This is a genomic window from Chryseolinea sp. T2, assembly GCF_037203685.1.
Taxonomy (GTDB): Bacteria; Bacteroidota; Bacteroidia; order Cytophagales; family Cyclobacteriaceae; genus Chryseolinea.
In genome coordinates this window covers 432,988-459,163 of sequence record NZ_JBBCAU010000002.1, presented here as the reverse complement: position 1 = coordinate 459,163, position 26,176 = coordinate 432,988, and the positions used below count along the sequence as shown (strand labels likewise).

Genomic DNA, 26,176 nt, shown 5'->3' with positions numbered 1-26,176 from the left:
TGGATAAGTCCGGTTGACTAATTAAGATTCGAAGGTATTAAATGCTGAGTTGGTATCATCTGCAACCACAATATCCCGTCGGTGCCGATATTACTCAACAAATGCAATTTCTTTCGTGCCGAAAGCTGCTGTCTCTCCCCCTATCTGAATTTTTAATTTCCCTGTTGAATCAACTCCAGAAATTACTCCTTTGAATAGTCCGCGCCCGGCAGACTCGAACAGGTGAGTTTCGTTTGCCCAATACAATCGGGACTGGTATTGGCTGACCAATGTATTTTCGTGTCCCTGCCTTGCCTGGAGATATCGCGCCTCTACAAAAGGCACCAGGTTGCTCAGGCAATCATCCAAAATATAGGGGCGATTTGTCTCCAATGATAACGAAGTAGCAGATGAGATAGGAAAGCTTTGTTGGTTGATATTCAGACCAATACCCATTATTGACCAAATCAATTGATTACCTCTTATCTGCGATTCAACAAGAATACCACAAACCTTTTTTTTGCCGATATACACATCATTGGGCCATTTAACGGAAACGTCGTTGCACCCTTCGGCCGAAAGAAAATCTGCAACCGCGAGCGCACTGCAGACGTTCAGTAAGAACTGTTGGCTCAGTGCAAGGAACCCAGGTTTCAAAATGATAGAGAATGTTAGATTTTCCCCCGGTGATGCTTTCCAGTCGTTTCCGCGCTGTCCGCGCCCGGCATATTGATTGTTGGTAATTATGATCGTTCCTTCTGATGGTGGCGGAAGTTGCTGACAGCGATCGAGTGCGAAGCTGTTTGTAGAATGACATTCCGGCATATAAACCACCTCCTTACCCATGAAAAGCGATTTGGCAGGAATTTTATACAAAGTATTTTGATTAATTTTGTGGGTTAAACGTAAAGCATTAAAGATTAATGGCCAAAAAAAGAAAGGGAGCCAGTGCAGAAAAGCTTAGTGATGCGATTGTAAAAGGAATGCAGGAGAAAAAAGCCACCGATATTGTGGTTATGGATCTCCGGAAAATAAAGAATTCAGTAGCCGACTTTTTTGTGATATGTTCGGGAAATTCGGACAAGCAGCTTGATGCGATATCCGATTCTATTGATGCCGAGGTTTTCAAGGCGTTGAAAGAAAATCCGTGGCACACTGAAGGCAAGAACAATAAAGAGTGGATGTTACTCGACTATATTGATGTTGTGGCACATGTATTCCGGAAAGACAAGCGCGAGTTTTATGCACTGGAGAGATTGTGGGGCGATGCGGACATCCGGGAAATCGACTAATAATAAGCGCTTCTGCTGATTCTCGTAAGAAGACTAATAACCAGATACTTAAATAGACTGAACTAAATTATTGATTAACAATTAGAAATGGCTGACAAGAAAGATAATAACAAGCCTCTGCTGCCGACGAAACCGCCTCGGGGTAACTACCAGATCTGGGTTATCCTGGCTTCGATCGCCGTCATTCTGGGCGTCATGTACTTCAGCAATTCCAGCAATTTGCAGGACCTGGATTACGATGATTTCAAACAGATGGTGAAGGCAGGCGACGTGCGTCGTGTAACGCTTGTTCAAAACAGAAAATTTGTTGAAGTGACGCTTAAGAACGAGGCGTTGCAGAATGCAAAATATAAGGACCGCCTGAATCAGGGCACATTTGGATCGAGCAGTGCTGCAGGCCCTCATTTTGTCATGAAGGTTGTGGACTCAGGAAATTTCGATCAGGAGTTCCGGATATTCCGCGATAAACTGACTGCTGAACAGTCACCGGAATACAAGACTGAGGATCGGGAGGACTACTTCCAGGTGTTCATCCAGTGGGGATTCCTTTTCCTGCTGTTGTTCGGTTTCTGGATGTTGATGCGTCGAATGACCGGTGGAGCTGGTCCTGGCGGGCAGATATTTAATATCGGCAAATCGAAGGCTGCACTTTTTGATGCAGAAAGCAAGGTAAAAATTACTTTCGCTGATGTTGCCGGATTGGATGAAGCCAAAGAGGAAGTGAAGGAAATTGTAGACTTCCTTAAGACTCCAAGCAAGTTTACCCGCCTCGGCGGTAAGATTCCGAAAGGCGCACTCCTCGTTGGCCCTCCGGGAACAGGTAAGACCCTTCTTGCGAAAGCGGTTGCCGGCGAAGCTGGCGTCCCCTTCTTCTCGCTGTCAGGTTCTGACTTTGTAGAGATGTTCGTGGGAGTAGGCGCAGCACGTGTACGTGACCTGTTCAAGCAGGCAAAAGAAAAGGCTCCCTGTATCGTGTTCATCGATGAAATAGATGCCATTGGTCGCTCAAGGGGACGCGGACAGTTGCCCGGAGCAAACGACGAGCGTGAGAACACGCTGAACTCGTTGCTTGTAGAAATGGACGGCTTCGCTACTGACTCGGGTGTTATCATCCTTGCAGCTACGAACCGCCCGGATGTACTTGACTCTGCATTGCTGAGGCCTGGACGCTTTGATCGTCAGATAAGCATTGATAAACCGGACATCGTAGGACGTGAGGCCATCTTCAAAGTTCACCTCAAGCCGATTAAGCTTGATGCGGGTGTAGATGTTAAAAAGATTGCTGCCCAAACTCCCGGTTTTGCCGGAGCTGAGATTGCCAACGTATGTAATGAGGCTGCTCTTATTGCCGCACGTCGCGACAAGAAAGCAGTAGATATGCAGGACTTCCAGGACGCCATCGACCGTGTGATTGGCGGTCTTGAGAAGAAGAACAAGATCATACTTCCAGAGGAGAAAAAGATCGTTGCCTTCCATGAAGCAGGACACGCCGTTGCAGGATGGTTCCTGGAGCACGCAGATCCACTGGTGAAGGTGAGTATAGTACCCCGTGGAGTTGCTGCATTGGGCTACGCCCAATATCTCCCCCGCGAGCAGTTCCTTTATCAAACTGAGCAGATGCTTGACGAGATGTGCATGGCATTTGGTGGACGCGCAGCTGAGGAAATTGTATTTGGAAAGATATCAACGGGTGCGCTAAGCGATCTCGAACGCATTACCAAAATGGCCTACAGTATTGTGTCCATCTATGGTATGAATCCAATTATAGGGAACATCTCCTTTTACGATTCCAAGCAATCTGAATATTCGTTCCAGAAACCATATTCTGAAGCTACGGCCGAGAAGATTGATAATGAAGTGAAACGCCTTATTGATGAGGCTTACGAACGCACCAAGCGATTATTGACACAACATCGTCAGCATCTTGACCTCATCGCGAAGGAGCTACTGGAGAAAGAAATTCTTTTCCAGGCGGATCTTGAACGTCTGATTGGAAAACGTCCTTTTGAAAAGCTTACTACTTACCAGCAGTTTACTAACGGCTCGGGTAAGTATGAGAAAAAGCAGCAAGAGAATGAGCAACCTGGTGTCGACCCGACTCCAACACTCGAAGGTGAACGGGAAGATCTGGCATAGACAATCAGCAGAAGCCGGCAGTGCAATTGTCTGCTGATAAATTGTCGCGAATAATATTACTTTTGAACTCAGGTGGACTGCCCACCTGAGTTTTTTTATGCCTGAACAGCTCACAAGCCTCGAAGGAAAAAAGATCTACTTCGCCTCGGACTTTCATCTTGGAGTACCTACTCCGGAAGCAAGCCTTGAACGTGAAAAGAAGATAGTACGGTGGCTCGATGCTATCAAAGGCGATGCTCACACCATCTATTTACTGGGCGACATATTTGACTTTTGGTTTGAATACCGGCATGCAATTCCCAAGGGATTTATACGCCTCCAGGGAAAGCTTGCTGAGCTGCGCGACGCTGGTATTCCCGTCATGTTTTTCACCGGCAACCATGACATGTGGATGTTTGACTATTTCGAAAAGGAATTGGGAATACCCGTGCATCGCGATCCGCAGCAGCTAATTGTTGGGCAGCAGAAATTAATGATCGGTCACGGCGATGGGCTGGGGCCAGGCGATTTCCAATACAAGATTATCAAGTGGTTCTTCAACAGCAGGTTTTGCCAATGGATGTTTGCGCGGCTTCATCCAAATCTTGGAATAGGAATTGCAAAATACTGGTCACAGAAGAGTCGCATAAGCAATAATAAAAAGGGTGAGGATGAGTTTAAGGGAGAAGACAATGAGTACCTCCTTGTCTACTGCCGCGAAGTTGAACAGCGGGAGCATCACGATTACTATATTTTCGGTCACAGACATCTTCCCCTCAATATCAAAGTTGGAGACCGAAGCAGATACATCAATCTCGGAGAATGGGTCAACTTCAATACGTATGGAGTATACGACGGAAGGGATGTCGAACTGGAGACGTTCACAGGTTGATCAATTTAATACGGGCTCACGATGAATATCCCCGATCATTTCGAAACCCAAATTGATATATCTCTGAATAGCATTCTCGTTTAGTACTGACATGAATTGAACGCATGGCTCTGTTGAAAAAACTGATTATCAGACGTATGTCCTTGCAAATCACTCTCTTATTCGTTGCAGGATTGTTGGCATCAATGCCGGTAAACGCTCAAAAGCCAATGAAATCTGTTTCGCTGGAGGACGAAGTCACAGGAGTTGCAATTGATCGTCCTGGCGACCTTTACGCTTCACTTCGGAACGGAAAGATGTTTCGTGTTGATACTGATGGCAACATCCTGCTTTTACCCGTTGCAAAAGGAAAACCAACCCTGTTCGATCCCCGCGACGGCTCGCGTTTGTTTGCTTATTACCGGGAAGAACAGCACTATGTTTATTTCAGTTCTTCGCGTGAACTATCCTCCTATCCGGTAGACTCGGCGTTTGCGATTAGCCCCTGGCTGATTTGTCCAAGCGGCGACTACAACGTTTGGATTGCGGATGCTGCCGACAACGTCATCCGAAAAATCAACAGTGCAACGTCCCGTATAGACGCAGAGATAAAATTTAGTCCTGGTGTGGCCGATATTAAATATATGAGGGAGTATCAGGGTTTTCTGTTCGTGCTCCATCCTTCGCGTGGCATTGTGATCTTCAGCAGCATGGGCAAAGAACTTCGAACTATCGGGTCAGGCAGCATCCAATATTTCAACTTCCTTGGCGAGGAGTTATACTATCCTGAAGGCGCAGGACAACTCTCATTCTTCAATCTTTTCAACACTGAGACGCGTTCGGTTAAGCTTATGCGGCAGGCGTCCTTTTCACTTCTTACCGATACACGACTATTTTCAGTTAATGGAAACAGAGTCGAGATATTTCAGGCGCCACGATAAGCTTTTTGAACGCGGAAAACTGTTCACTTTTGAACATATTTGTACATTCAAGGACAAGCAGGTGCAGCCAAAATGCCAAAAAGGGCGTTTTAGTGGTTGGCACAATATTCCCTGATAAGAATCAATTCACCTAAATCCAGACAATCATCAGACATGACTTCGGAAGGCGGCAAAATCCTGATGATCGACGATGATGAAGACGTTCTGCTGGCAGCGAAGATGCTGCTAAAGAAGCAGAGCCATCACGTGATCATCGAAAAGAACCCCAAAAAGATTCCTTTTCTATTGAATAACGATACGTATGATGTTATTCTGCTAGACATGAACTTCAGCAAGGACATCACCAGCGGCAAGGAGGGCTTTTACTGGCTCGAACAGATCCTGCAACACGATCCGTCGGCAGTGGTGATTCTCATTACTGCGTTCGGCGATGTTGAAATGGCGGTGCGTGCACTCAAGCAGGGCGCAACTGACTTTATATTGAAGCCCTGGCAGAATGAAAAACTTATCGCTACGATTTCAACGGCAATTCGCTTAAAGCAGTCCTACAATCAGGTGGACAAACTGAAGAAAGCGAAGGAAATGCTCGAAGAGCAGATCAGTAAACCCTTTGGTGAGATCATTGGCCAAAGCGGGTCAATTCGGGAGGTATTTGGCCTCATCGACAAAGTAGCCCGAACGGACGCAAACGTACTTATACTAGGTGAAAATGGAACCGGCAAGGAATTGATAGCCCGGGCAATTCATCAGCGTTCACTTCGAAAGGATAACAGTTTTGTATCCGTAGATATGGGGGCGATAACGGATACCCTATTCGAAAGTGAGCTATTTGGACATAAGAAGGGAGCCTTCACTGATGCCCGCGAGGATAGACCGGGTCGTTTCGAACTGGCAAACGGCGGTACACTCTTTCTTGATGAAATTGGAAATCTCAACTTGAGCCTGCAAAGCAAGTTGTTGAGTGCGCTGCAATCGCGCATGGTGACCAGGGTTGGATCTAATCAATCTGTTCCTGTTGACATAAGACTAGTTTGTGCTACCAATATGCCGCTGCATAAGATGGTACAGGAAGGCACATTCCGGCAGGATCTCCTCTATCGTATAAATACGGTTGAGATCCGGGTGCCGCCTTTATCTGAACGCGTTGAAGACATACCGCTGCTTGCTGATCATTACCTGAACTACTATGCACGGAAGTATCATAAGAACGTAACCACGATAGCTCCGGACGCGATGGATCGTTTGAAGCGCTATGCGTGGCCTGGCAACATCCGTGAATTACAACACGCGATCGAGCGTGCCGTGATCATGACTGATTCATCGTCGCTGCAGGAAAGTGATTTTCTGTTAAGCCGATCGCTGACTTCCGGTCCGGTCAACAACACGCTTAATCTTGACGAAGTGGAGCGCGCTGCTATAGCTAAGGCCTTACAGATGCACAATGGTAATATCTCGAAAGCCGCCGACGAGTTGGGGTTGACACGTGCGTCACTCTATCGCCGCATGGAGAAATATGCACTTTAATTGGAAATCACCTGTGTTACCCAGGATCGCATTCCTCGGGGCGTCGATTTTTCTGTTCTCGTTCTTTGCTTTTTCGAGAGTAGACTGGTTGTACGCACTGATCTTCCTGGCTGTAAGTGCATATCAGGTGAAGCTCCTTATCGAATACCTTGATCGGTCCAATGAAAATCTGGCCTCGTTCCTGGATTCCATTCAGTTCGATGATCTCTCTTATTCTTTCAAGACGGAAAGCGCCGATCCTGCAGTGAAGAGACTTCACCAGGAAATGAATGAAGCGATGACCAAGCTGAGAATGTCACGCAGGGAGAAAGACTCCGAGTTTCTCTTCTTCAAGAACATTGTGATGCACGTGGGTATCGGCTTGATCGTTTTCCGTGAGGATGGCAACATCGAAATTTTTAACAGTGCGGCTCGTAAACTTTTACGAATCAACCGGGCTGAACATGTGAACGACCTCAAGGCCGTTAGCGAGACATTGGTAAACGTTGTTGAAAAACTGAAGACCGGTGGCCGCGAACTGGTGCGCCTGCGCATAGGCGAAGAGTTCGTCCAACTTTCGATATACGCCATCGAGCTGACGCTAAGAGGTGAGAATGTAAAGCTTATTTCAATTCAGAACATCCAAAGTGAATTGGAGGAAAAGGAAATGGAAGCGTGGCAAAATCTCGTGCGCGTACTTACGCACGAAATCATGAACTCCGTTACTCCGATTTCATCATTAGCTGGAATCGTCGAAGAGGAATTGAAACCTTTTGTGACCAACGGAGGTGGCACGGCCTTAACTCAGGATCAGTTAAGCGACATCCATCTCTCCCTGCAGACAATCAGTAAGCGCAGTGATGGCCTAATTCATTTCGTAAAGGAGTTCCGAAGCCTTACCAGTATTCCCAAACCGAGGCCTGTACAGATAAACATTCACAATCTTTTTGACGAACTGTCGATGCTTCACCGTCGCGACCTGACCGATCGAAGCATTACCCTTAAAACCACGGTTTATCCTGAAGATCTGACTATATCGGCAGACAAGAACATGATCGAGCAAGTGCTCATCAATTTGCTGCGGAACGCCATCCAGGCATTTGAAGAGCAGGACATTAAAACTATAGAGCTCAGAGCTTCTATAAATGAAAAGTCACGACCGGTTATATCGGTGAAAGACAATGGAAGCGGGATCGATCCTGAGGCAATGGAGAAGATCTTCATTCCATTCTTCACCACGAAGAAGACTGGATCCGGTATCGGGTTAAGTCTCTCCAGACAGATCATGCGCCAGCATCAGGGCACGCTGACTGTTAAGTCAACGGTGGGCAAAGGGACAGAATTTTTTATGCGATTCTGAGTCAATTATTTACCTTTGCGAAACTGTAAACAGCGCTATGCAAGACGTACCCGAAAAAGTCACAAGGATACTCACTGAGAAATTGGGCATTGCTGAATCTGAGATCACATCTGATGCAAACTTTGTAAAGGACCTGGGCATCGATTCTCTTGACTACGCAGAAATTGTAATGGAGTTTGAGCAGACATTCGACATTCGAATTCCCGACGATGATGCTGAGAAGCTGCAAACCTTCGGGCAGGCTGTCAAATACATTCAGGATAAAATGAACAAGTAGGCGCTTGCGCTGCTGATGGAACGGGCAATTTTTTCTCGAACTCACGAGTGATGCCATCTCCAGTCGAAAACAAGAAGATAACTTTTATAATCAACCCCAGAGCAGGTGCTGGTCAGGCGGCAGCATTGGAGCAACTCATTGCCCAATATGCCCGCACCAACAATGCTGAACTTGCTATCAGGCACACAGAATCGGCAGGTCATGCAACTCTGCTGGCCAGTGAAGCCTCTGCAAACGGTTCGGACATTGTAGTTGCCGTGGGAGGTGACGGAACTATGAACGAGGTAGCAAGAGGGTTAGTGGGTACTGATACCGCGATGGGGATTGTCCCAAGAGGTTCAGGCAACGGTCTCGCGCGGCATTTAGGCATCCCGTTGAATCCCACCCAGGCGCTGGCTTCTTTATTCAAAAGTGAAGAATTGGCTATTGATGTCTTCACAGTAAATGGAAAGTTATCGTTGAATGTCTCCGGCATAGGCTTCGACGGGCACGTTACAAATTTGTTTGGTGTAAAAAGCGGACGCGGCCTGATGGGCTACGTAACGGTAACGATAAGAGAATTCACCGCTTTTCGCGAGTTCGAGGTTGACATCCGATCCAAAGAATTTACCATACACCGGCACGCGTTCATTGTAGCGATCGCTAACTCTTCACAGTATGGCAACAACGCATACATTGCCCCCACGGCCTCGGTCTGCGACGGACTACTTCACGTTAACCTCCTCAAAAAAATACCGCTCTACCGCATGGACTTCCTTTACGACTTCTTCGCGGGAAGAGTGGGACAATCACCCTATAGCGAGATTCTCGAAACTGCGGCACTGCAATTAACTACAAGCGAGCCTGTCTCGTATCATGTCGATGGAGAGCCTGCGGGAACATCAAACCACTTTGACATCGTTCTTCAACCCCGCGCCCTGAAGGTACTTTATCCATCTAACGTAAAGCGTGTCGTCTGAGCTGGCCTTTCCAGTCTGGCCAGGTAACTCGCATCAGAAAATTTGTCAAATCACGCTAGCAGGGTGACAGCGAACTACGCTAAGGGGGTTATATCTTTGATTACACTTATGCGCCAATCCGGGGCCGACTTGTTTAACAATAAAAACTCATTAACCAACGAACGATAAACACTCACTAACCACCAAACAATGAAAACTCCCATAGGACTTCTCCTGCTGCTATCAATAGCGGTAGTCACCTCAGCTCAAATCACTACTCCACCAAGTGGTGACAATCAAAAGTCTTCTGTAACACAGATGATCGGACTTGTTTCTACCACCATAACTTATAGCAGCCCGGATGTGCATGGCTCGAACGGTGAAGACCGGAAAGGTCATATCTGGGGAGAGCTTGTCCACTACGGGTTTGTTGATCAGGGCTTCGGACCTTCCAAGTCGGCACCCTGGCGGGCAGGAGCAAATGAAAATACAACGATCAAGTTTTCCCATGATGTTCTGATTGAAGGTAAGCCGTTAAAGGCAGGCACTTATGGCTTATTCCTCGCCCTGTCAAAAGAGGGACCTTCTCAGTGGATCTTCAGCAGGAATTCATCCTCCTGGGGCAGTTATTTTTATAGCGAGTCGGAAGATGCATTGCGTGTAAACGCTGCATTGGAAGACTGGCCTTACACCGAATGGCTTACCTACAATTTCGATGACCGTCAATCAAAGTCTGCCCACGCTTATCTCGCCTGGGAAAATAAGCGGATAGGTTTTAAAGTTGAAGTACCGAATGTCCTCGAACTATATGTGGACAAAATCCGGGGTGAGTTAAATGGAACTGAAACTGGATTTGACTACAAGAACTTTGCCGCGGCTGCCCGTTTCTGCGCGCAGAATAAGGTGGCTTTGGATCAGGGACTTCAGTGGGCCGACCTTGCCATCAGTATGCCTTATGTAGGACAGAAAACTTTCGAAACGCTGTCTTCGAAGGCAATGGTGCTTAACGTCATGAACAAGGCGACAGATGCTGATGCAATCATGGCCGAAGCTGTCAGGCTACCCGGTGTTTCCGTGCAGGAAGTTCACGATTATGGCAGATCTTTGCTTGCTGCCAAGCGAACAGACAAAGCGCTGGAAATATTTCAGCTTAACAAAAAGCTTCACCCTGATGACAAGTTTACCACGTACGTTGGCCTCGCACGTGCCTACACTGTGATAGACGACAAAAAGAACGCGATAAAAAATTGGGAAAGCGCCATCAAGAATATTCCGTCAGACCAGAAAAGTAACCTTGCTTATTACGAGGGCGAGTTAAAGAAGCTTAAGGGATAAGAGAGTGTGCAGCATGTGGCATTGAGCGATGCTGTTTAACATCAGGTCTTACAGTGAACGTAAATGATGACCCATTGCCTAATTCACTCTTAGCCCAAATCATTCCACCATCTTTTTCGATAAATTCTTTGGTAAGGAGCAGGCCGATCCCTGCTCCTTTTTCCTGGTGTGTTCCAGGATTTGTAAAGTGCGTGGCCGCATTGAACAAGCGTCCAAGATCATTAGGGGTCATTCCAATTCCTGAATCTGTCACGGAGATCTCAAAAAAGTCTCCGACACGCTTTTCACTGATACGAATGAGTCCACCAGGTCTGTTGAACTTAATTGCGTTAGCGAGAAGATTTCTTATAACAAGCCCCATGTGATTGCGATCGGCAACAATAGACAAAGACTCATCGACTTCATTCAGGATAGTTATATCCTTTTGATGAGCTACTTCGCTGAAAAGGTCGATCTTCTCTTCTATCACCGGCCGCAGACGCATAGCCACAGGGTTACTCTGCAATCCATTAAGCTGGGATTGTGCCCAAACGAGAAGGTTGTCAAGGTCACCCTGCACTGAATCAAGGTTTTTTCTAAGCTTCCGGGATGATTCAATAAACTCGTCTTTCGATAAGCCGCCCAATCCCATCACCGTAACCAACCCACGCAAGCTTGCCAATGGACTGCGCAGGTCATGACTAATGATTGAAAATAGTTTATCCTTCGTGGTGTTAATGCTTTTCAATTGAGCGGCCTGCTCGGCGATTTCTTCGTTCTTCGAAGCAAGTTCATCATTTGCCTTTTTCTTAAGCCTGTTACTGTACAATAAGACAAAAGCAAGAATCATCATCAGCGTCAGGCAGCCGATCGAAAAGTACATCCACAACCTCTGACTATTTATTTCTTCCTGTTTCAACTGTGCCTCTTTCGTCAAAAGTTCAATTCTGGCTTCTTTGATTTCTGAATCAAACCTTGCTTGCAACAAAGCGTTTTTTTCGTTGTTCCTCTGTTCCTGCAGAGAATCATGGACGCTCAGATATTGTCCCTGATAGTCATATGCGCGGTGCAATTCGCCAGCAGATGCGTGAATCTCGGCGATCAATTTCAAAGAACGTTCGAGTTCACTTTTAAAACCATATTTCCGGGCGACATCCAGGTTGGCAATTAAGGTGTTCAGCGCCTGTGTATATTTTCCCAGTACGTAATGTGCCTTTCCAATCCGATGATTAGTTGACACTTGCAGAAAGATGTTTCTCAGTTCAGTTGCAATGCCGATCACTTCATTAAATTTCAACAGTGCATCCTGATATCTTCCTTCGGCCATATCAATGTCTCCGAGAGTGCGGAGGGCGAAACCAAGCAGATATCTCGTATTGGCTTGTTTGCTCAGCGCAAGTGCCTGCTTTGCATAAAAATTAGCAGAGTCGATCTGTTCATTTTGCAGGAAGCAAAATGCGATATTGTTAATGCTGCGTGCCATAGCGGGTAAATCATTGATCTCCCGGCTTATCTCATATGCTATCTTAAAATCTGCAATACCCTCTGAATACTGTTTCTGCTCAATACGAACGGCAGCGATAGTGTTGTGGCATTTGGCTGCCAGCATTTTATCATCAATAGCTTCGGCTAACTTCAGAGCGTCGGCGGAAAGCTCAAATGCTTCAGAAAATTCGCCACGCCGGTAATAGATCCATCCAATATTTTCAAGTGCGTTGCATTGGCCCCTTTTGTAATTCAAAAGCAATGCGAGATCGCGGGCTTCTTCGGCATACTTAAGCGCATGTTTACTGTCTTGTTCGCGGATAGTGGTGGCAAGCAAATTCAATTGCCACACACGCATCGTGTCTGACTGAGTGGTATTGATCAGATTAAGAAGGCTGTCTGGGTCAATTCGCTGCGCAACGGCGGGCACGGCCTGAAGTGCTAACGTGATCCAAAGCAGCAAAGAGCGATACAACATAGGGTAAAGAGATCCTGAACGGTTTCGAAACTTCGCAAAGTCGCCGAACTAATTCCCGTCGAATCCAGACCAAAACCTACACAGGTTAAGTTGCGCGAAGCCAAGGCAGGAAAAAACGATTGAAAAATGTATTTCTAACGTTTCCGCAATTCGTTGCCGTACACGCAGACTACGGGTTACAACTTAGAATTGCGAGCAGAAACGTTCGTCAAGCTGTCCTATTGGCTGTCCCGGGGGGATCGCCATGTCTTTGCTCTTTTTCAGGTGCGGCGGGCCCTCCAGGGTCCTCCGGATCTGGTCAGCAGCCGAAGCATAATGTGCTTTCCACTGTTCCTCTGAAGCAGACTCGGCCTGTTTTGAAAGCCATGATTTTAACTGATTTGCCTTCAACACAGCAATAGACCTTACTTGCTGCGAAGCATTTTCGTCGCCACAAAGGGCGAGAAGTTGACTTATGAAAACGTCACTTGTCGTGACCTGAACAGCCGCGTCAAATCCCTTTAACGGCGCTGCTTTTGTTGTCGCCATCGCGATTTTATCAATAATGGACTCTAATGAAGGTTGTTTCGAGTCGCGTGCATGATGCTCATATAATCTTCCGGCACGCGCGGGATGCAGCAACAAGCCAATCGTTAATTGAGATGCATTTTCAGCGGCAGCTAATCCGTCAAATGCCAAGTCCGTTCGGCCACTCACTAACTCGCGATGATGATCGTAAAACATAGGACGAGGAGGAATGTTCTTCAGAATGTTTTCAGGTAGCGCCAGCGTTGAAGGACTGATGGTCTTCAGAAGAGAGGCGAGCGCATGCTCCTGCAAGTCGGGAGCGATGAACTCTGTTACAAGCTGACCGTCACCACGCAGTGCGTAACGATAATTTAAACCTCCAACCAGTTTAGCTGCCGCTTCAGTTTGATAACGATGAAAAAAATACATTGGCACCAGAACTTCCTCGAGGGTAGCCATTGGCGCGTGTGGTTTAATGTTACGTTCACCGAAATTACGGAGGGCAATTTTTCGAATTTCAAGAACGCGTTCCAACTCATTGGTTGCATCCTTCCCATTGTCCCATAGGTGAGCAAAAGGATGCGCACCACCGCGAGGCCGTGCATCCTGATCAGACAAGAAAGTCAAGCCGTCGCGAAGGCTTTTCTGAATAATTCCGTCCAAAGCTGAACGCTCATTAGTCCCATCCGGAAAATCCTGGTAACCAAATTGAATTGCTACTTTATCCCAGACACCGATCCTGTCGCCATACGCCTGCTGCAATGAGAGTTTTCCATTCTGAACTTCGACATTGGGGTGCGGGTAATCCATCACCGATGCATTTTGTTCTGAACTGGCGCTGTAAGCGTGAGCAAGCCCCAGCGTGTGACCGACCTCATGAGCTGACAATTGTCGTAACCTGGCGAGTGCCATCTGCTGCATTTCTGGCGATACCTGTTCGGAGCCATATGGAGCAAGAAGGCCTTCTGCTATCAGGAAGTCTTGCCGAACCCTTAAAGATCCAAGGGTAACATGGCCTTTAATAATTTCACCGGTCCTGGGGTCTGTAACGCTTGCGCCATACGACCAACCGCGCGTTGATCTGTGTACCCATTGAATTACGTTATAACGGACGTCCATTGGGTCGGCATCCTCGGGCATCATCTCAACAATAAATGCATTACGATAGCCGGCAGACTCAAAGGCCTGGTTCCACCATCTCGCTCCATCGAGAAGCGCCGAGCGAATTGGCTCGGGAGTACCACGATCAAGGTAGTATATGATAGGTTTTACGGGATCGCTTAGGGTTGCCGTTGGGTCTTTCTTTTCGAGTCTATGACGGGCAATGAAACGCTTTTCAATAGGCTCGCTTACAGGTGTGGCATAGTCGAAATACGAAATGCCAAAGTAACCAGAGCGCGGATCAAAAGGACGCGGTTTATACTGATTGTCCGGCAGCCTGACGAATGAATGATGCTGCCGAACTGTTACACTGCCAGGTGAAGGAACAACGCTTTTAATAAAATCCCCCTGTGGATTGCCACTGAAAGTAAGTATGGCTTCAAACTCGGAATTCTCCGGAAAATTCTTCGTTGTCTCCCGGAAGAGCGCGCTGCGCTGTTCATCAAGGCGATAATCTCCCTGATGTTCATCACGAAGGCGCTGCGCCACGCCGTGGGCATCACGCAGGACAAAAGAAGTCGCATCGACAAGGACTCTTCCGCCGCTTTCAGCTTCAATAGGAAAGCCCCACAGGACTGATTGTGCAAAGGCTTCCTCCACTGCCTTGCGCTCGTCCTTGTCATTTGATATTGCGCGATACATATAATTCGGTTCAGTCAGCAGCACCTTTGCGCCGCGCCGATCAAACTTTACCACATGAACGCCGCCTATTTGTCCTCTGTCAAGACCCAGGTCGTTGGAGCCAACACCCGCTGTAAGCGAGCGGACGTATAAGAATTCTTCATTGAATCTTTCGATGACTAAATACAGCTTGTCCTTCGGTTCATCATAATAATATGGAATGTAACCCGGGAAGTGCCTCATGCCTGACACCTTGCTGCTAATCGGGTCGACGGTTGGAGACGAGTCAGATTTTTTCTTCTGCCCGAGAACAGATGTTGTAAAAGCAAACCAAACGATTGCAGTAATTATCGAAGGATACCTCATAGCTTTAGGTAGGTTAAACTACTAAGCTATTAATTAAAGGCAGTCCTGCAAAGTGCGATCTACTGCGCGATCAATGTATTATAATGTTTAAATAGTCTGACGAGGTCGGCCTCATTCTTGAGTGAAAGGTTGCTGTCGCTCATGAATTTTTCCATCTCGTCCGCTCTGTTCCCAAAAATTGAAAGGACCTTCTTTTTGGTATTGCTGAGTTCAACAACAGCTTTGCTTTGACCAACATAATAGCTTCCCTCCTTGAGAATTTTATCGTCGCGACTACCAACGTCAAACGAAACGTTGTAGTCTGCTTTTTTTACGCGGACCTGAGTACGTTTAAACAAAGGGGCCGGGCCATCTACAAGAACTTCGAAGAATCCCGTGAGCGGAGTATTTTCAAATTTATAATCGCGTGCGTTGACAAAGAATACAGGCTCCACACGGGTCGAATCCTGCCAGCTGAAACTTTTGATTCGTTTACCTTCGAGGACCTTCACACCATTGTCTGTTTTGATGTTAAGAGCATCCGCATAGATATCGTATCGAACCGAATATCCCTGAATCACCCGGTCATCTTTATACAATTGAATGGCAGACTTGAGCCAGTTTGGAGTGAGGTATGTGTCGCCTATGACCTTTCCCGGAGGTGGCGGCACTCCATATAGCACCTCATTTAAGGATACCTGGGAGCCGTCCGATAAGCTTTCCATAGTATATGAAGCCCGGATGCTTGATGGTATCGCCGAATCCTGTCCGACGCAAACATCGACCTGTAGGAGCACTATGACCGCAAGCCCGAATTTGTAAATGTGATTCAACATGGTGGGTTGGAATTAAAAACCCTGACCAGTCTCCTTTCTCCGGAGTCTGATCAGGGTATTAAGTTACTCATTTAGTGTAAATCAAGCGGCCAGGTTTTTCCATCATTTCTGGTGAGCGTCGTACGTGCTATATCACCGTATGTATTGGACCATTCGAAAACGAGATCCTGCGCATTAACCGATATGAACTTAAGGGTATACGTATCGCCATATTGATCTGAGCCGCCAAACGAAATGTTGCCACAAACATCTTCAAGCGTTGCGCCAGTTGCCGGGTCATCTCCATAAGCACACGCAAAAACGCCGAATGTAACATCGCTGATGGCATAAACCCCTCCGCCCAGATCTTCCAACTCACCTTCGCCTGTGTTGATACCAGAACATGCATCTGCATCGCCACCATCTCCGAGAGTTAAAACTGTTGTCGAGTAGTCATATGTTCCACCGATATCCGAAGCGCACGCCACATTGTAGTTCAGAGAGACTGGTTTGTTTGCCACCACGCTCGGGCTATATCCGCCATTGAGATAGCGGCCGTCGCCAGTTGTTACATAGCCATTTATCGTAAATGAATCGCCCAGGCCAAGTGAATCAGCCGTTAGCACCTCCTTTGGGAAAGCACTTACAAGCTGATCGAATCCAATCAACACATCTGCTGGGAAAGACGTTAGTGTTGTGAACGTTGCATCATTACTTTCTCCAGTCACAGCGTTATTGTACGTGATTATGATATCAACGCTTGAAACATCAGTTTCTCCTTCGGTGTTAACTTCAAATGCCATTTTAGAGCTATTGAAGTCGTACAAATCGATAAATCCTGAATCATTGTCACTCTGAGCAAACAGCGGGATGGCTCCCTTCTGAAATTTGTCGAATGGCTTTTTGGCATCGTCCTCACACGACACGCTGAACAGCAGCGCGATTAACGCAGGAAGGATGTACTTTATCTTTTTCATCTCTATTCAGTTTTGTTTGATGAAGCTGGTCGCTTCGTTCATCTTGTTTTAGATAGTCATCATTCTGCGTCCCAGAAGATACGATCAGTTGTGACGTTCTTTTGAGTTGGCGCGTTTTGATTCAGCGTCAGAGACTGTGAATTGTAGGCCATCGAAACCGGGTACTGACGACTTGTTCCAGTATAAGGCAGGTCGTCTGTGTTGGGATCATACATGACCGGAAAGCCTGTGCGGCGATAATCCGTATATGCATCGATAGAAAAACCGAAACTGGCGATCCACTTTTCGGTTAGAATCAATTCGAGTTTGCCGGTTGCGTTCGCTGCATCATACTTCGCAAGCACAGCGGCGACGTAAGTATTGATGGCACCCGCTGTAATAAGGGGAGCGCCTGCATCTGCCGCAATAGCATTGACCTTTGCAAATGAAGCACGGATGGCGTCCTCGAACAGCTTACGATGATCGCCTGTTACTCCAGGTTCGGTAAGGACCAGCTCGGCCTGTGTATAGAGTGATGCAAAATGCGTGTACAACCTTTGGGCTACCGTACCGGGTCCCGTGATTGCGCCGGAAGTATTCACTTCACCACCTTTGCCATCATCATAGCGGCCACCAATTGCGTACAAGCCCAGAACCGTTTGTGAACGATCCTGCTGCCAGCCCTGGTTCACACCAGTTGAGGCAAAGTGAATTGATAAGAAGCCGTTATCATCAGTGTATTCAGTAGGATTCTGCGCATCGGCCGGATCTGTGAGCTGCTTAAACCAGTAGTAGGGAACACGAGGATCACTGATTCCAGTCAGAACATCGTTAAGTTCGCTTTGATTGGTCATGATCTCGTAGAAATACGGGCTGATGTAGCTTACTTTGTTGCCCAGGGTGTACTCATAAACAAATGCAGGATTCCGGTTGTCTGGGGCAACCGATGTTCCGTACTCTAGTTCGAAGTCTGCACCCGAACGGAGCAAGTCTCCTTCAGCAATTAGTGCATTCACCTGTGCCGATACATCTGCAACGAGTCGTGTCTGATTATACAGCTTCAATTTGAGTGACTTTGCAAGACGGCGCCAGGACACCAGATTTCCTCCATAGATTACATCATCTGTAGCAGGAGAATCCTCTGAAGCCTGGGCGAGGTTTGCAATTCCATTATCCAGCAGTTGAAGAAGAGCAGGATAGATCATCGCATCGTCGTCGTACTCAGGATACAATGCCTCCTGAGGATTAAGAGCAGCGGAGAATGGAACGTCTCCCCACATGTCGACGATCATGCTGTAAGTATACGCGGTCAGAATTTGTGCTACTCCAACGTATTGGGGACTTCCCTCTTCAGTACCCTGGTCAATGATTGTCTTTAAGTCCTCGAGTGATCCGGAGTAAAGGTTCTGCCATGAGGTTGTAATCTGAAAGTCATCGCCAGAGACCACATATTGATCTACACTTCCTCGCTGGACAGTTTGATGCACCAGAATCGAAGTTGGTGTAGACATCCCGTTGTTACCAATTCCAAGCGAGTTAACAAGGGTGACCTCCGATTGTGTGAGCAGCTGTCCCAGAGTAACCTCCGATGGATTGTTAGGGTCAACGTTTATATCGAAATAACTGTCGCATCCTGAGGCAACGGCAAGGGTAGCCGCCAACGACAGTATGCCTATTCGCTTATTCAGTTTCATTGTCAGTAAGTTTGAATTAGAAGGTTACTCTGAGGTTCACGCCATATCGCTTCACAGAAGGCGCCGCATTGTATTCAATTCCGGTATAGTTCTGTGCACCAAAAGAACTTGTTTCCGGATCATAGTTGCTATGCTTCGGGAAGTTCGGTGCATTGTAGAACAGATTGCGTCCGGTGAATGACAGACTAAGAACTCCAAACGGAGTTTTGCTTAGCAGCGTTTTAGGAAAGTCGTACGATACTCCCACTTCGCTAAGGCGAATGACTGTGGCATCATACACACTGTTTTCATCAGCGGAATTGATTGCAAAAGAGCCTCCTGCTGTCTGAAAGTAAACGTCGTTAAGAATCACCTGAGTTGTGTTTGGAATCTTCTTTCCATCGTCGAGGATTGGCTGGAAAGTATTTGCATCACCCCATACACCCGGAACGATAAAGGTACCTTCCCGATTCTCCGTATCACGCGTTACACCGCGACCCAGATAGAACTGGTTCGTTGCAGACCACAGTGAGCCGCCATGGCGATAGTTCCACAAGCAGGAAAGAGTGATGCCCTTAAAGCTTAGTGAGGTGCCGAGGCTGGCGAGATATTTAGGATTCGGATTACCGATGTACGTAAGATCATTCGACTGAATCATCAGCCCTGTCGCCGGATCGATGAGCAGGTTACCTTCATCATCGCGGGTGTTGGTCGTGCCCTTTAACGTTCCATATGGCTGACCAACAGCCAACACAGGCGTGACTTGTCCGCCATACAAAGCGCGTAGCACGATCTCATCGATACCCGTAGTAAGGCTTTCAACCATGTTACGGTTGCGTGTAAATGTACCGTAGATATTCCAGGTAAATCCATTTTCCATACGCACCGGGGTAACATCTGCACCTATCTCTATACCCTTGTTCGAAACTTCACCAAAGTTGGTAATGAATTGGTTGAAGCCAGATTCATCGGGGAGCGCAATCGGAGCGATCTGATCGGTTGTGCGGATATCGTAATACGTTGCCTTAAGGCTTGCTCTGTTATTGAAGAAAGCAAGCTCTGCCCCTACCTCAACTGTTGTTGTAAACTCGGGAGTCAGGTTGGGGTCGTAAACAGTCGTACCCTGCGTTGCGCCCGGCTGGCCCAGGAAGGGCAAGTCATTGCCAGGAACAGCACCAACCACGCCACTTGAGTTTCCAAGGTTGAGGCTATAAGTCGGATAGAGTGAATAAACCGGAGCATCATTACCTACGCGCGACCAGGCAGCACGAATCTTTCCGCTAGTAAGAATATTGGACTCTATTCCCAGGGCGTCAGTAAAGATAAATGAAGAGCTCACCGACGGGTAGAAGAAACTGCGCTTGCTTGCCGGCAACGTTGAAGACCAGTCATTGCGACCTGTCAGGTTAAGGAATAAATAATCCTTGTATCCGAGTGACACGTCTCCAAATAATCCCATCAACCGACGACGATAATACGTACCGCCAAAGGGAGTGACCGAATTAAAATTGTCGAGGTCATCGATATCAAATGCAATGGAATTCACTCCTCTCACCTGCTGGTTCTCGCCAGTTCGCTGATTGATATTATAACCGCCGATGACCTTCAGGCTCAGATCCTGCGCGAGGTCCTTGTTGAAGGTTACAAGAAGGTTTGATTCGATTTCCTGATAGTAGATTTCGTCGGTAACCAATTGACCGATACCTGCCGCGCCAACGGATCCTCTACGGGTAACTTCCTTGCGTCTGTCATTGTAAGTGTTCACCCCTACTTTGTAATTGAAGCTCAGCCAATCAGTAACATCGTAGCCGATGTTAATTGATGCAGCAATGCGATTCACCTGGCTTCGTAAACCGTTGTACTTTGAAGAATAATATGGATTGTCAGCGGCAGCGCCAAGGAAGAACACGTTGGCGTGGTCTTCAGTCTCATAAGGCTGTCCCTGAATATCCCAGTTGCGACCCGGGAACAGGATACGGGACAATACCGAAGCACTCACCTGGCCTGCCTGACCATAACCGGCCAATGGCCCCTTTTGCTCGGTATTGATATAAGAAAGATTGCCACCAACGTGGAAACCATTCTGTAACTGGGTAGTTCCGCCAAGACTGATATTCGTTTTGCGAAACTCTGAATACGGAATGTATCCCTCCTGATTCATATTGGAGGCAACCAATGTCATCACGGATTTTTCATTTCCACCACTGATCGTAATAGAATTGTCCCAGACCTTGCCGTCCTGGAAAAAGTCCTTTGCGTTGTTGGGGTACGCGCGATATGGAACCATGGTGGGTCCGTCAGGGAATGCGTTTGCGTAGGCGCCCCAGTATGGAATTGAATCGACTTCGCTTCCATTTGGTACTGCGACCCCTCCTACATAATTAACGCCTGGGTCCGGGCGATCAAATGCAGGTCCCCATGATCCGTTGGCTTCAGCATAGTTACCTCTCGAACCTGTGCCATACTTGTTCTGATAGTCAGGGAGGTTGGCGATCTGTTCGATCGCGAATCCGGAGTTGAATGAGATTTCGAGACCCTTGCGCGATGCTCTGCTGCTACCGGACTTGGTAGTGATTACAACGACACCGTTAGACGCGCGAACGCCATAAAGGGCTGCAGCTGCGCCACCGGGCAGGATACTCATTGACTCAATGTTGTTTGGGTCAATGTCAGCGATACGACTCGAATACGCAGCTCCATCTGTTAGCTCGTTTGATGAAGTTGAGTAGGAGTTGTCGAAGGGAATCCCATCGACGACAAATAGCGGTTGATTGTTTCCAAACAGAGACTTATTACCTCTGATCGTGATGCGGGTAGCGCTACCGGGAGCACCGCTAGAGCTCAGGATATTTACGCCGGGAATTTTCCCCTGTAAACTTCTGAGCACATCAGGTTCCGACTTCTGAGCGACTTTATCGCCGGAAACATTTCCTACAGCATACCCCAATGCCTTGCTTTCGCGCTCGATACCAGCTGCGGTAACAATGACTTCACCCAATTGGGTGACATCGGGCTTCATTTGAATGTCGACAACTGATCGCTCTCCAATATCAGCCTCCTGGGTAACAAGGCCAATAAACGAGAAGACCAGGATACCACCAGTCGCAGGCACTGTGAGGCGATACTTTCCCTCAGTGTCCGTCACAGTTCCGGTGGTCGAGCCCTTTAAAACAACATTCACACCTGGTAACGCTGTCCCATCTTCCGACGATGTGATAACACCCGTTACCGTTCGTTCCTGGGCCATCACGTGACTTATCGTCACGCCCAGTAACAAACCACTTAGCAGTAAAAATTTCCTCATACTTTCAGGTTAATTTGAGTTATTCGATTTCCTCCTTTACAGGTGACTAACACCTGGAAGGTTAGCTATTCAAATAACCTTAAACCTGTAAGCAAAAGAATGACTAACATAGGGGTAAATTAGAGCGTTGCAGATCACGCAATAAGTGGTAGGCTGGTCACAAAAAGGAAACATTGCCTTCATCTGAAACGACATAAACAACGTGTTGGCTAAACGCAAAGCTATAAGAGGTCACGGCTTTGTCTGATCAAAAGAATACAGCAATTCAGGAGGGTCGATTGACCATGATAATATTGACCCTTATTGAGGTATATATTCCCCAACAATCAGGCTCATTACAAGTCTATTCACCAGAAATAACAGTTTAAACTTTATCCCCTGAAATTCGGGGGACGGGAAGGGCGTCTAAAGTAATCGGATCAAAAATCTCAGAATCAGATGGCGAAAGCCGCTTCGTTCGACCAGGACGAACGCTGGTTCGGCGTAAGAACAAACCATCTGACCGTTTCTTAACAAATTCATCCCTTTCGGGTGATGAACAATTCAAGCGTATACATGACATTTGTTCGAAAGATCCTTCATCCAAATGAGTAGACTTTTCTTCATAAGTTTAGGTTAATGATAAGAACTTCTCAGAAGGATTAACCCTCCGGACGGGAGGGTTTTTTTATGCCTATTGGTGAACGAGCTTTCTTTCTGTCACAATTCTCCCCTTGCTTCGGAACACCACTATATAAACGGCTGCAGGCAAATTACCAACATCGACCTGAGTGCCATCAATGGTATCCAAAGTCTGCGATAGCAACGAAACACCACGCAAGTCCTTAACCTCTATGTTGTCGATTCCGGATCCGGAAGGTACCCGAACGGTTACCACACCATTTGCCGGATTGGGATATATCGATACATCTTTTTGCATGTTGACTTCCGTGGCTGTCACAATTTCGGTTGTCAAAGCACGAGTCACTGACCACTCACCTTCAATATCTGCGTCTACCGCCTTTACACGAACGTAATAAGTGAGTCCCTCATTCAATCCCGTAAGGACATATTCAATTCCATCCCAATTCTCAACGCGGATGAGATTATCACTAAAATCCTCCGTAAGCGAAACTTCAATGATATAAGAATGGCTTCCTTCCGGATTCCACCTGATTACTGCATCACTTCTACCGTCGGTCTGCCAACTCAGTGTAACGTCAGGAGCCGGCGGCGCTGACACTGAAAAGCTGCCCACTGACCACGCGCTACTATCGTTGCCGGCTATCGACATCACCCGCCAGTAGTACCAGGCCAGCGACTTCAATGGACTGTTCACGACATAATAATTTTCGGTAGTGTATTCGGATACTATTTCTCCATCAAAGTCAGGAGAGTTTGAGATTTGGACGACATAACCATTCACATCGTGACTGCTTCCCCATTGCAGCGTATTGGCCGACCCTGACACCTGACTTCCGATTACAGGTGATAAAATTACAGGAGATGGGAGGCGTTTATTTATCAGGAATAAATCAAATGCACTGTTGGCGTCGCCGTGAACTTGATTGCTACCACTACCGAGAGTTGCGGATACACGCCAGCGCATACTTAATGTGTCTCCATATTCGACGCCGAGCGTCTTCATCGCGGCAAGTATCATGTCAGCGTTAAGAACGCGAGTTGTATCCTTGCCGATGTTTCCAGACGTCCAGGATGATACTGCCACGCCACCTTTCAACAGATCCACGTTCATAGAATAATCCGCAGATTCTGCGGCACTGTTCCAGGTAAAAACAAGTGAATCAAAGTTATTGTCAACATTGAGCACACTAGATGTTGCAGGTAGCAACAGGTCGAAATTACGCAGGCTGGGGTCGACCTCAGCATCGATCCACTTGATACGCTTGTCAAGCCACGACTTTAGATAATCAATTTCACCAGCATACGAACCAGGTGCAACAGCATTAGGCCAAACGAAAGTGTTCAATATAGGCCACTTCATAAAGTTTAACTCTTGCGACACTGCCAATTTGGAAGCTTGTCCGTCGATAAAGTTCTCTACTGTTTGTTCCAGATCGATGCGATGATCTCTCCAAAACTGATAAACCTTTTCCTCAAACGCCGGATCCTGCATCAACCTCCCAAACCAGGGTCCCATTTTTATCCACCAGCCGGACGGATTCTCATTGCCATTGAAATTAACGTTGCCAGCGCTTATGTCAAAATCCCATAGCGGACCAAGCTTAAGTTTTTCGTTTCGTTCCTTATACATGAACACACTTGAGTGGAATATCGCATCATTGTTTTTAAATAATTCATTCACCCAATACCAGCGAATAAAGCTTTCAGTGTCTATATATTTAGCATAGCCATTAGAAGGATCGTCAAACGAAGACGAGAACAAGGTTGTCTCCATCTCATTTACATAGTTCTTAATGTAATCGAACTGCTTGCCGGTGATTTCTTCGGGTGACTTTACAGTGATTGGAACCCCATGGGTTGAGTAAAACCAATTGACTTCATCTAAGTGAGCGTTCACTTCGAGAAAGTAACCACCCGAGATAACGTCATCGTCTTCGTCGTCTTTCGACAATTCAGTGACATTTACCCTTTCTTTGGAAACTTTTATATGTTCACCCAACAGATAACTTCCCTGATATGCGCCATTTAACACAAGCTCGACTGGTTGGGCACGACAATTGTATTCGAGTCCAAAGTCCTCACCTAAGGCAAATCCCAGGCTTGCTCGGCTAAGCGTTTTATCTGAATAGTTGGCTAACAATACCCAATCTTTATCGGCCGGGTATCCCAGCACCGATGCCTTGCTATTTAGTTTCAGGCGATAAGGTTTTTTGGCCATTCCCCATGTCGTATTCCCGCGACCCTTGATGCTTGTATTAGCATCAATGTCAACAGCTCCCCCGGTCGTAATGATCTTTACTTTTCCGGCGACGTAGATGTCCTTGCTTTCGATTGGGGCGTTGTTTACAGTATTTACGTAAACGATCGGAAGGCCCGTGTTAATAAGTTTTACAAGATATGTTTTAGCAACCTGGCCGTTCTGATGAAGCACATACGCCACCGGTGCACTAAAGTCGACATCCGACCATTGGCTCTCCTGAATTTTGTCGTCAACGGTCACACTATCCGCAGCGCCGTAATTAAACTCCGGGATCAGCTTAGTTCGATCGATTCCAGCGGGTACTAATCCTATGACCAGGCTGTCGCCGTAGATATCGCATGAAATTGACTCCTGAATCTTGCCGATGTTGTCTGAGGCGTTAAACCTGAAGGTCGTTAACCCAATCTCGTCAGTTTCTTCTCTCGTTGTAAATTGGTTGAACGCCGAGAATACCAGTTCATCATCTATCGTTTGTCCTATACGCCAGTAGTACAAACTGTTCTCGTCAAGCTTTTCTTCAATCGCAATGCTTTCCCCGGCTATTCCGTCGGATTCAAAAGTTATGTTTTGAAATGTCTCCGCATCAGAAATCTGGACAGTATACGGTCCACCCGAACCAGACCATCGCAGAGTTGGTGTGAGTGAGACATTAGTTGCATTGTTTCCGGGGCGAAGGAGATTAACATCTGCGATTGGATGCACCTCACCACCGGCTGCAGCTATGGTCACATTGTCAAAACGGTTATTGCCGGCAGATCCACCGCTACCGGCCTCAAACTCGATAAGAACTCTGAAGTTTGGATTGTTGTTTACAGCACTGATGTCCGTAAAGTCCAGCGATACGATTTCCGGTACGCCATCCTTTGGAGCGACGGATGTAAATGGGACGAATATCACGCCGTCGATAGAGTATGAAATGAGTTGCCGTCCTGCGCCACTTCCCGAGCGACGGGTTTCATATTTGAACCGTAAAGACGAATAACCAGTAGTCGGCACGTTGAAATATAATCTGGATCCGATTGGCAAGTTGATCCTCAGATGCGCCCCGGCGGGGTCGCCATTCAAAGCATTTTGTCCATTGAAGTCCTGTCCGGTAGAACTAACAGCTTCGCTTCCCGACGGTCCCTCAAACATAATTGAGGTGCCGGCCGGCCCCGCATTAGGTACCAGCATTGTGGCGGGATTGTTAAAATTCCAGTAGGCGAATGGAACATCCTGGCCATTGGAATGGCCCGCGATCAATACCAGCAAGAATACGCCCACCGACTTTGCAGTCTGTAAAAATCTCATCATCAACCAGCTATTAAAAAGTGACCTCAGATCTGAAGGTTTGGGCACCCCCCAGACTGATTACGAA

The 26,176-nt window shown here is 47.1% G+C and carries 17 protein-coding genes; 9 read left to right on the top strand and 8 right to left on the bottom strand.

Going from position 1 to position 26,176, the window contains the following annotated elements; all coding sequences use genetic code 11:
- Positions 1-90: 90 nt before the first annotated feature.
- Complete coding sequence (locus WBG78_RS06815) at positions 91-825, bottom strand: biotin--[acetyl-CoA-carboxylase] ligase (RefSeq protein WP_337325644.1); 735 nt, start codon at positions 823-825, stop codon at positions 91-93.
- Between the two features lie 77 nt (positions 826-902).
- On the opposite strand from WBG78_RS06815, the gene rsfS reads away from it, so the two are divergent.
- The 9 genes from rsfS to WBG78_RS06770 all read left to right on the top strand — a co-directional run bounded on the left by rsfS (position 903) and on the right by WBG78_RS06770 (position 10,611).
- Complete coding sequence (gene rsfS, locus WBG78_RS06810) at positions 903-1,271, top strand: ribosome silencing factor (RefSeq protein ID WP_337325643.1); 369 nt, start codon at positions 903-905, stop codon at positions 1,269-1,271.
- Between the two features lie 87 nt (positions 1,272-1,358).
- Positions 1,359-3,407, top strand: coding sequence for an ATP-dependent zinc metalloprotease FtsH (gene ftsH / locus WBG78_RS06805; protein ID WP_337325642.1), 2,049 nt, complete (start codon positions 1,359-1,361; stop codon positions 3,405-3,407).
- Between the two features lie 97 nt (positions 3,408-3,504).
- Positions 3,505-4,278, top strand: a complete 774-nt coding sequence (locus WBG78_RS06800) for a UDP-2,3-diacylglucosamine diphosphatase (RefSeq protein ID WP_337325641.1) — start codon at positions 3,505-3,507, stop codon at positions 4,276-4,278.
- Positions 4,279-4,415: 137 nt separating this feature from the next.
- Positions 4,416-5,198, top strand: coding sequence for a hypothetical protein (locus WBG78_RS06795; protein WP_337325640.1), 783 nt, complete (start codon positions 4,416-4,418; stop codon positions 5,196-5,198).
- 153 nt (positions 5,199-5,351) lie between these two features.
- A complete protein-coding gene (locus WBG78_RS06790) occupies positions 5,352-6,722 on the top strand; it encodes a sigma-54-dependent transcriptional regulator (RefSeq protein WP_337325639.1) in 1,371 nt (456 codons plus the stop codon).
- Positions 6,723-6,735: 13 nt separating this feature from the next.
- Positions 6,736-8,061, top strand: coding sequence for a sensor histidine kinase (locus WBG78_RS06785; RefSeq protein WP_337325638.1), 1,326 nt, complete (start codon positions 6,736-6,738; stop codon positions 8,059-8,061).
- A gap of 37 nt (positions 8,062-8,098) precedes the next feature.
- A complete protein-coding gene (locus WBG78_RS06780; RefSeq protein ID WP_337325637.1) occupies positions 8,099-8,338 on the top strand; it encodes an acyl carrier protein in 240 nt (79 codons plus the stop codon).
- A gap of 50 nt (positions 8,339-8,388) precedes the next feature.
- The gene (locus WBG78_RS06775) at positions 8,389-9,297 is read left to right on the top strand and encodes a diacylglycerol/lipid kinase family protein (protein WP_337325636.1); all 909 of its coding nucleotides are present in this window, start codon (positions 8,389-8,391) and stop codon (positions 9,295-9,297) included.
- Between the two features lie 189 nt (positions 9,298-9,486).
- A complete protein-coding gene (locus WBG78_RS06770) occupies positions 9,487-10,611 on the top strand; it encodes a DUF2911 domain-containing protein (protein ID WP_337325635.1) in 1,125 nt (374 codons plus the stop codon).
- On the opposite strand, the gene WBG78_RS06765 is transcribed toward WBG78_RS06770, so the two are convergent.
- The 7 genes from WBG78_RS06765 to WBG78_RS06735 all read right to left on the bottom strand — a co-directional run bounded on the left by WBG78_RS06765 (position 10,601) and on the right by WBG78_RS06735 (position 26,112).
- On the bottom strand, positions 10,601-12,553 hold the full coding sequence (locus WBG78_RS06765; RefSeq protein ID WP_337325634.1) for a tetratricopeptide repeat-containing sensor histidine kinase: 1,953 nt from the start codon (positions 12,551-12,553) through the stop codon (positions 10,601-10,603). The genes WBG78_RS06770 and WBG78_RS06765 overlap by 11 nt on opposite strands.
- Before the next feature lie 183 nt (positions 12,554-12,736).
- Positions 12,737-15,208 (bottom strand): zinc-dependent metalloprotease, encoded by a 2,472-nt coding sequence (locus tag WBG78_RS06760; protein WP_337325633.1) that lies wholly within the window; start codon positions 15,206-15,208, stop codon positions 12,737-12,739.
- A gap of 59 nt (positions 15,209-15,267) precedes the next feature.
- Positions 15,268-16,023, bottom strand: a complete 756-nt coding sequence (locus WBG78_RS06755) for a hypothetical protein (RefSeq protein ID WP_337325632.1) — start codon at positions 16,021-16,023, stop codon at positions 15,268-15,270.
- Between the two features lie 71 nt (positions 16,024-16,094).
- Positions 16,095-16,979 (bottom strand): hypothetical protein, encoded by an 885-nt coding sequence (locus WBG78_RS06750; protein ID WP_337325631.1) that lies wholly within the window; start codon positions 16,977-16,979, stop codon positions 16,095-16,097.
- Between the two features lie 59 nt (positions 16,980-17,038).
- Positions 17,039-18,652 (bottom strand): SusD/RagB family nutrient-binding outer membrane lipoprotein, encoded by a 1,614-nt coding sequence (locus tag WBG78_RS06745; RefSeq protein ID WP_337325630.1) that lies wholly within the window; start codon positions 18,650-18,652, stop codon positions 17,039-17,041.
- Positions 18,653-18,668: 16 nt separating this feature from the next.
- Positions 18,669-21,935, bottom strand: a complete 3,267-nt coding sequence (locus WBG78_RS06740; RefSeq protein WP_337325629.1) for a SusC/RagA family TonB-linked outer membrane protein — start codon at positions 21,933-21,935, stop codon at positions 18,669-18,671.
- A gap of 673 nt (positions 21,936-22,608) precedes the next feature.
- Positions 22,609-26,112 carry a CotH kinase family protein gene (locus tag WBG78_RS06735; protein WP_337325628.1) on the bottom strand — a complete coding sequence of 1,168 codons (3,504 nt, stop codon included), beginning with the start codon at positions 26,110-26,112 and terminating at the stop codon, positions 22,609-22,611.
- Positions 26,113-26,176 lie beyond the last annotated feature (64 nt).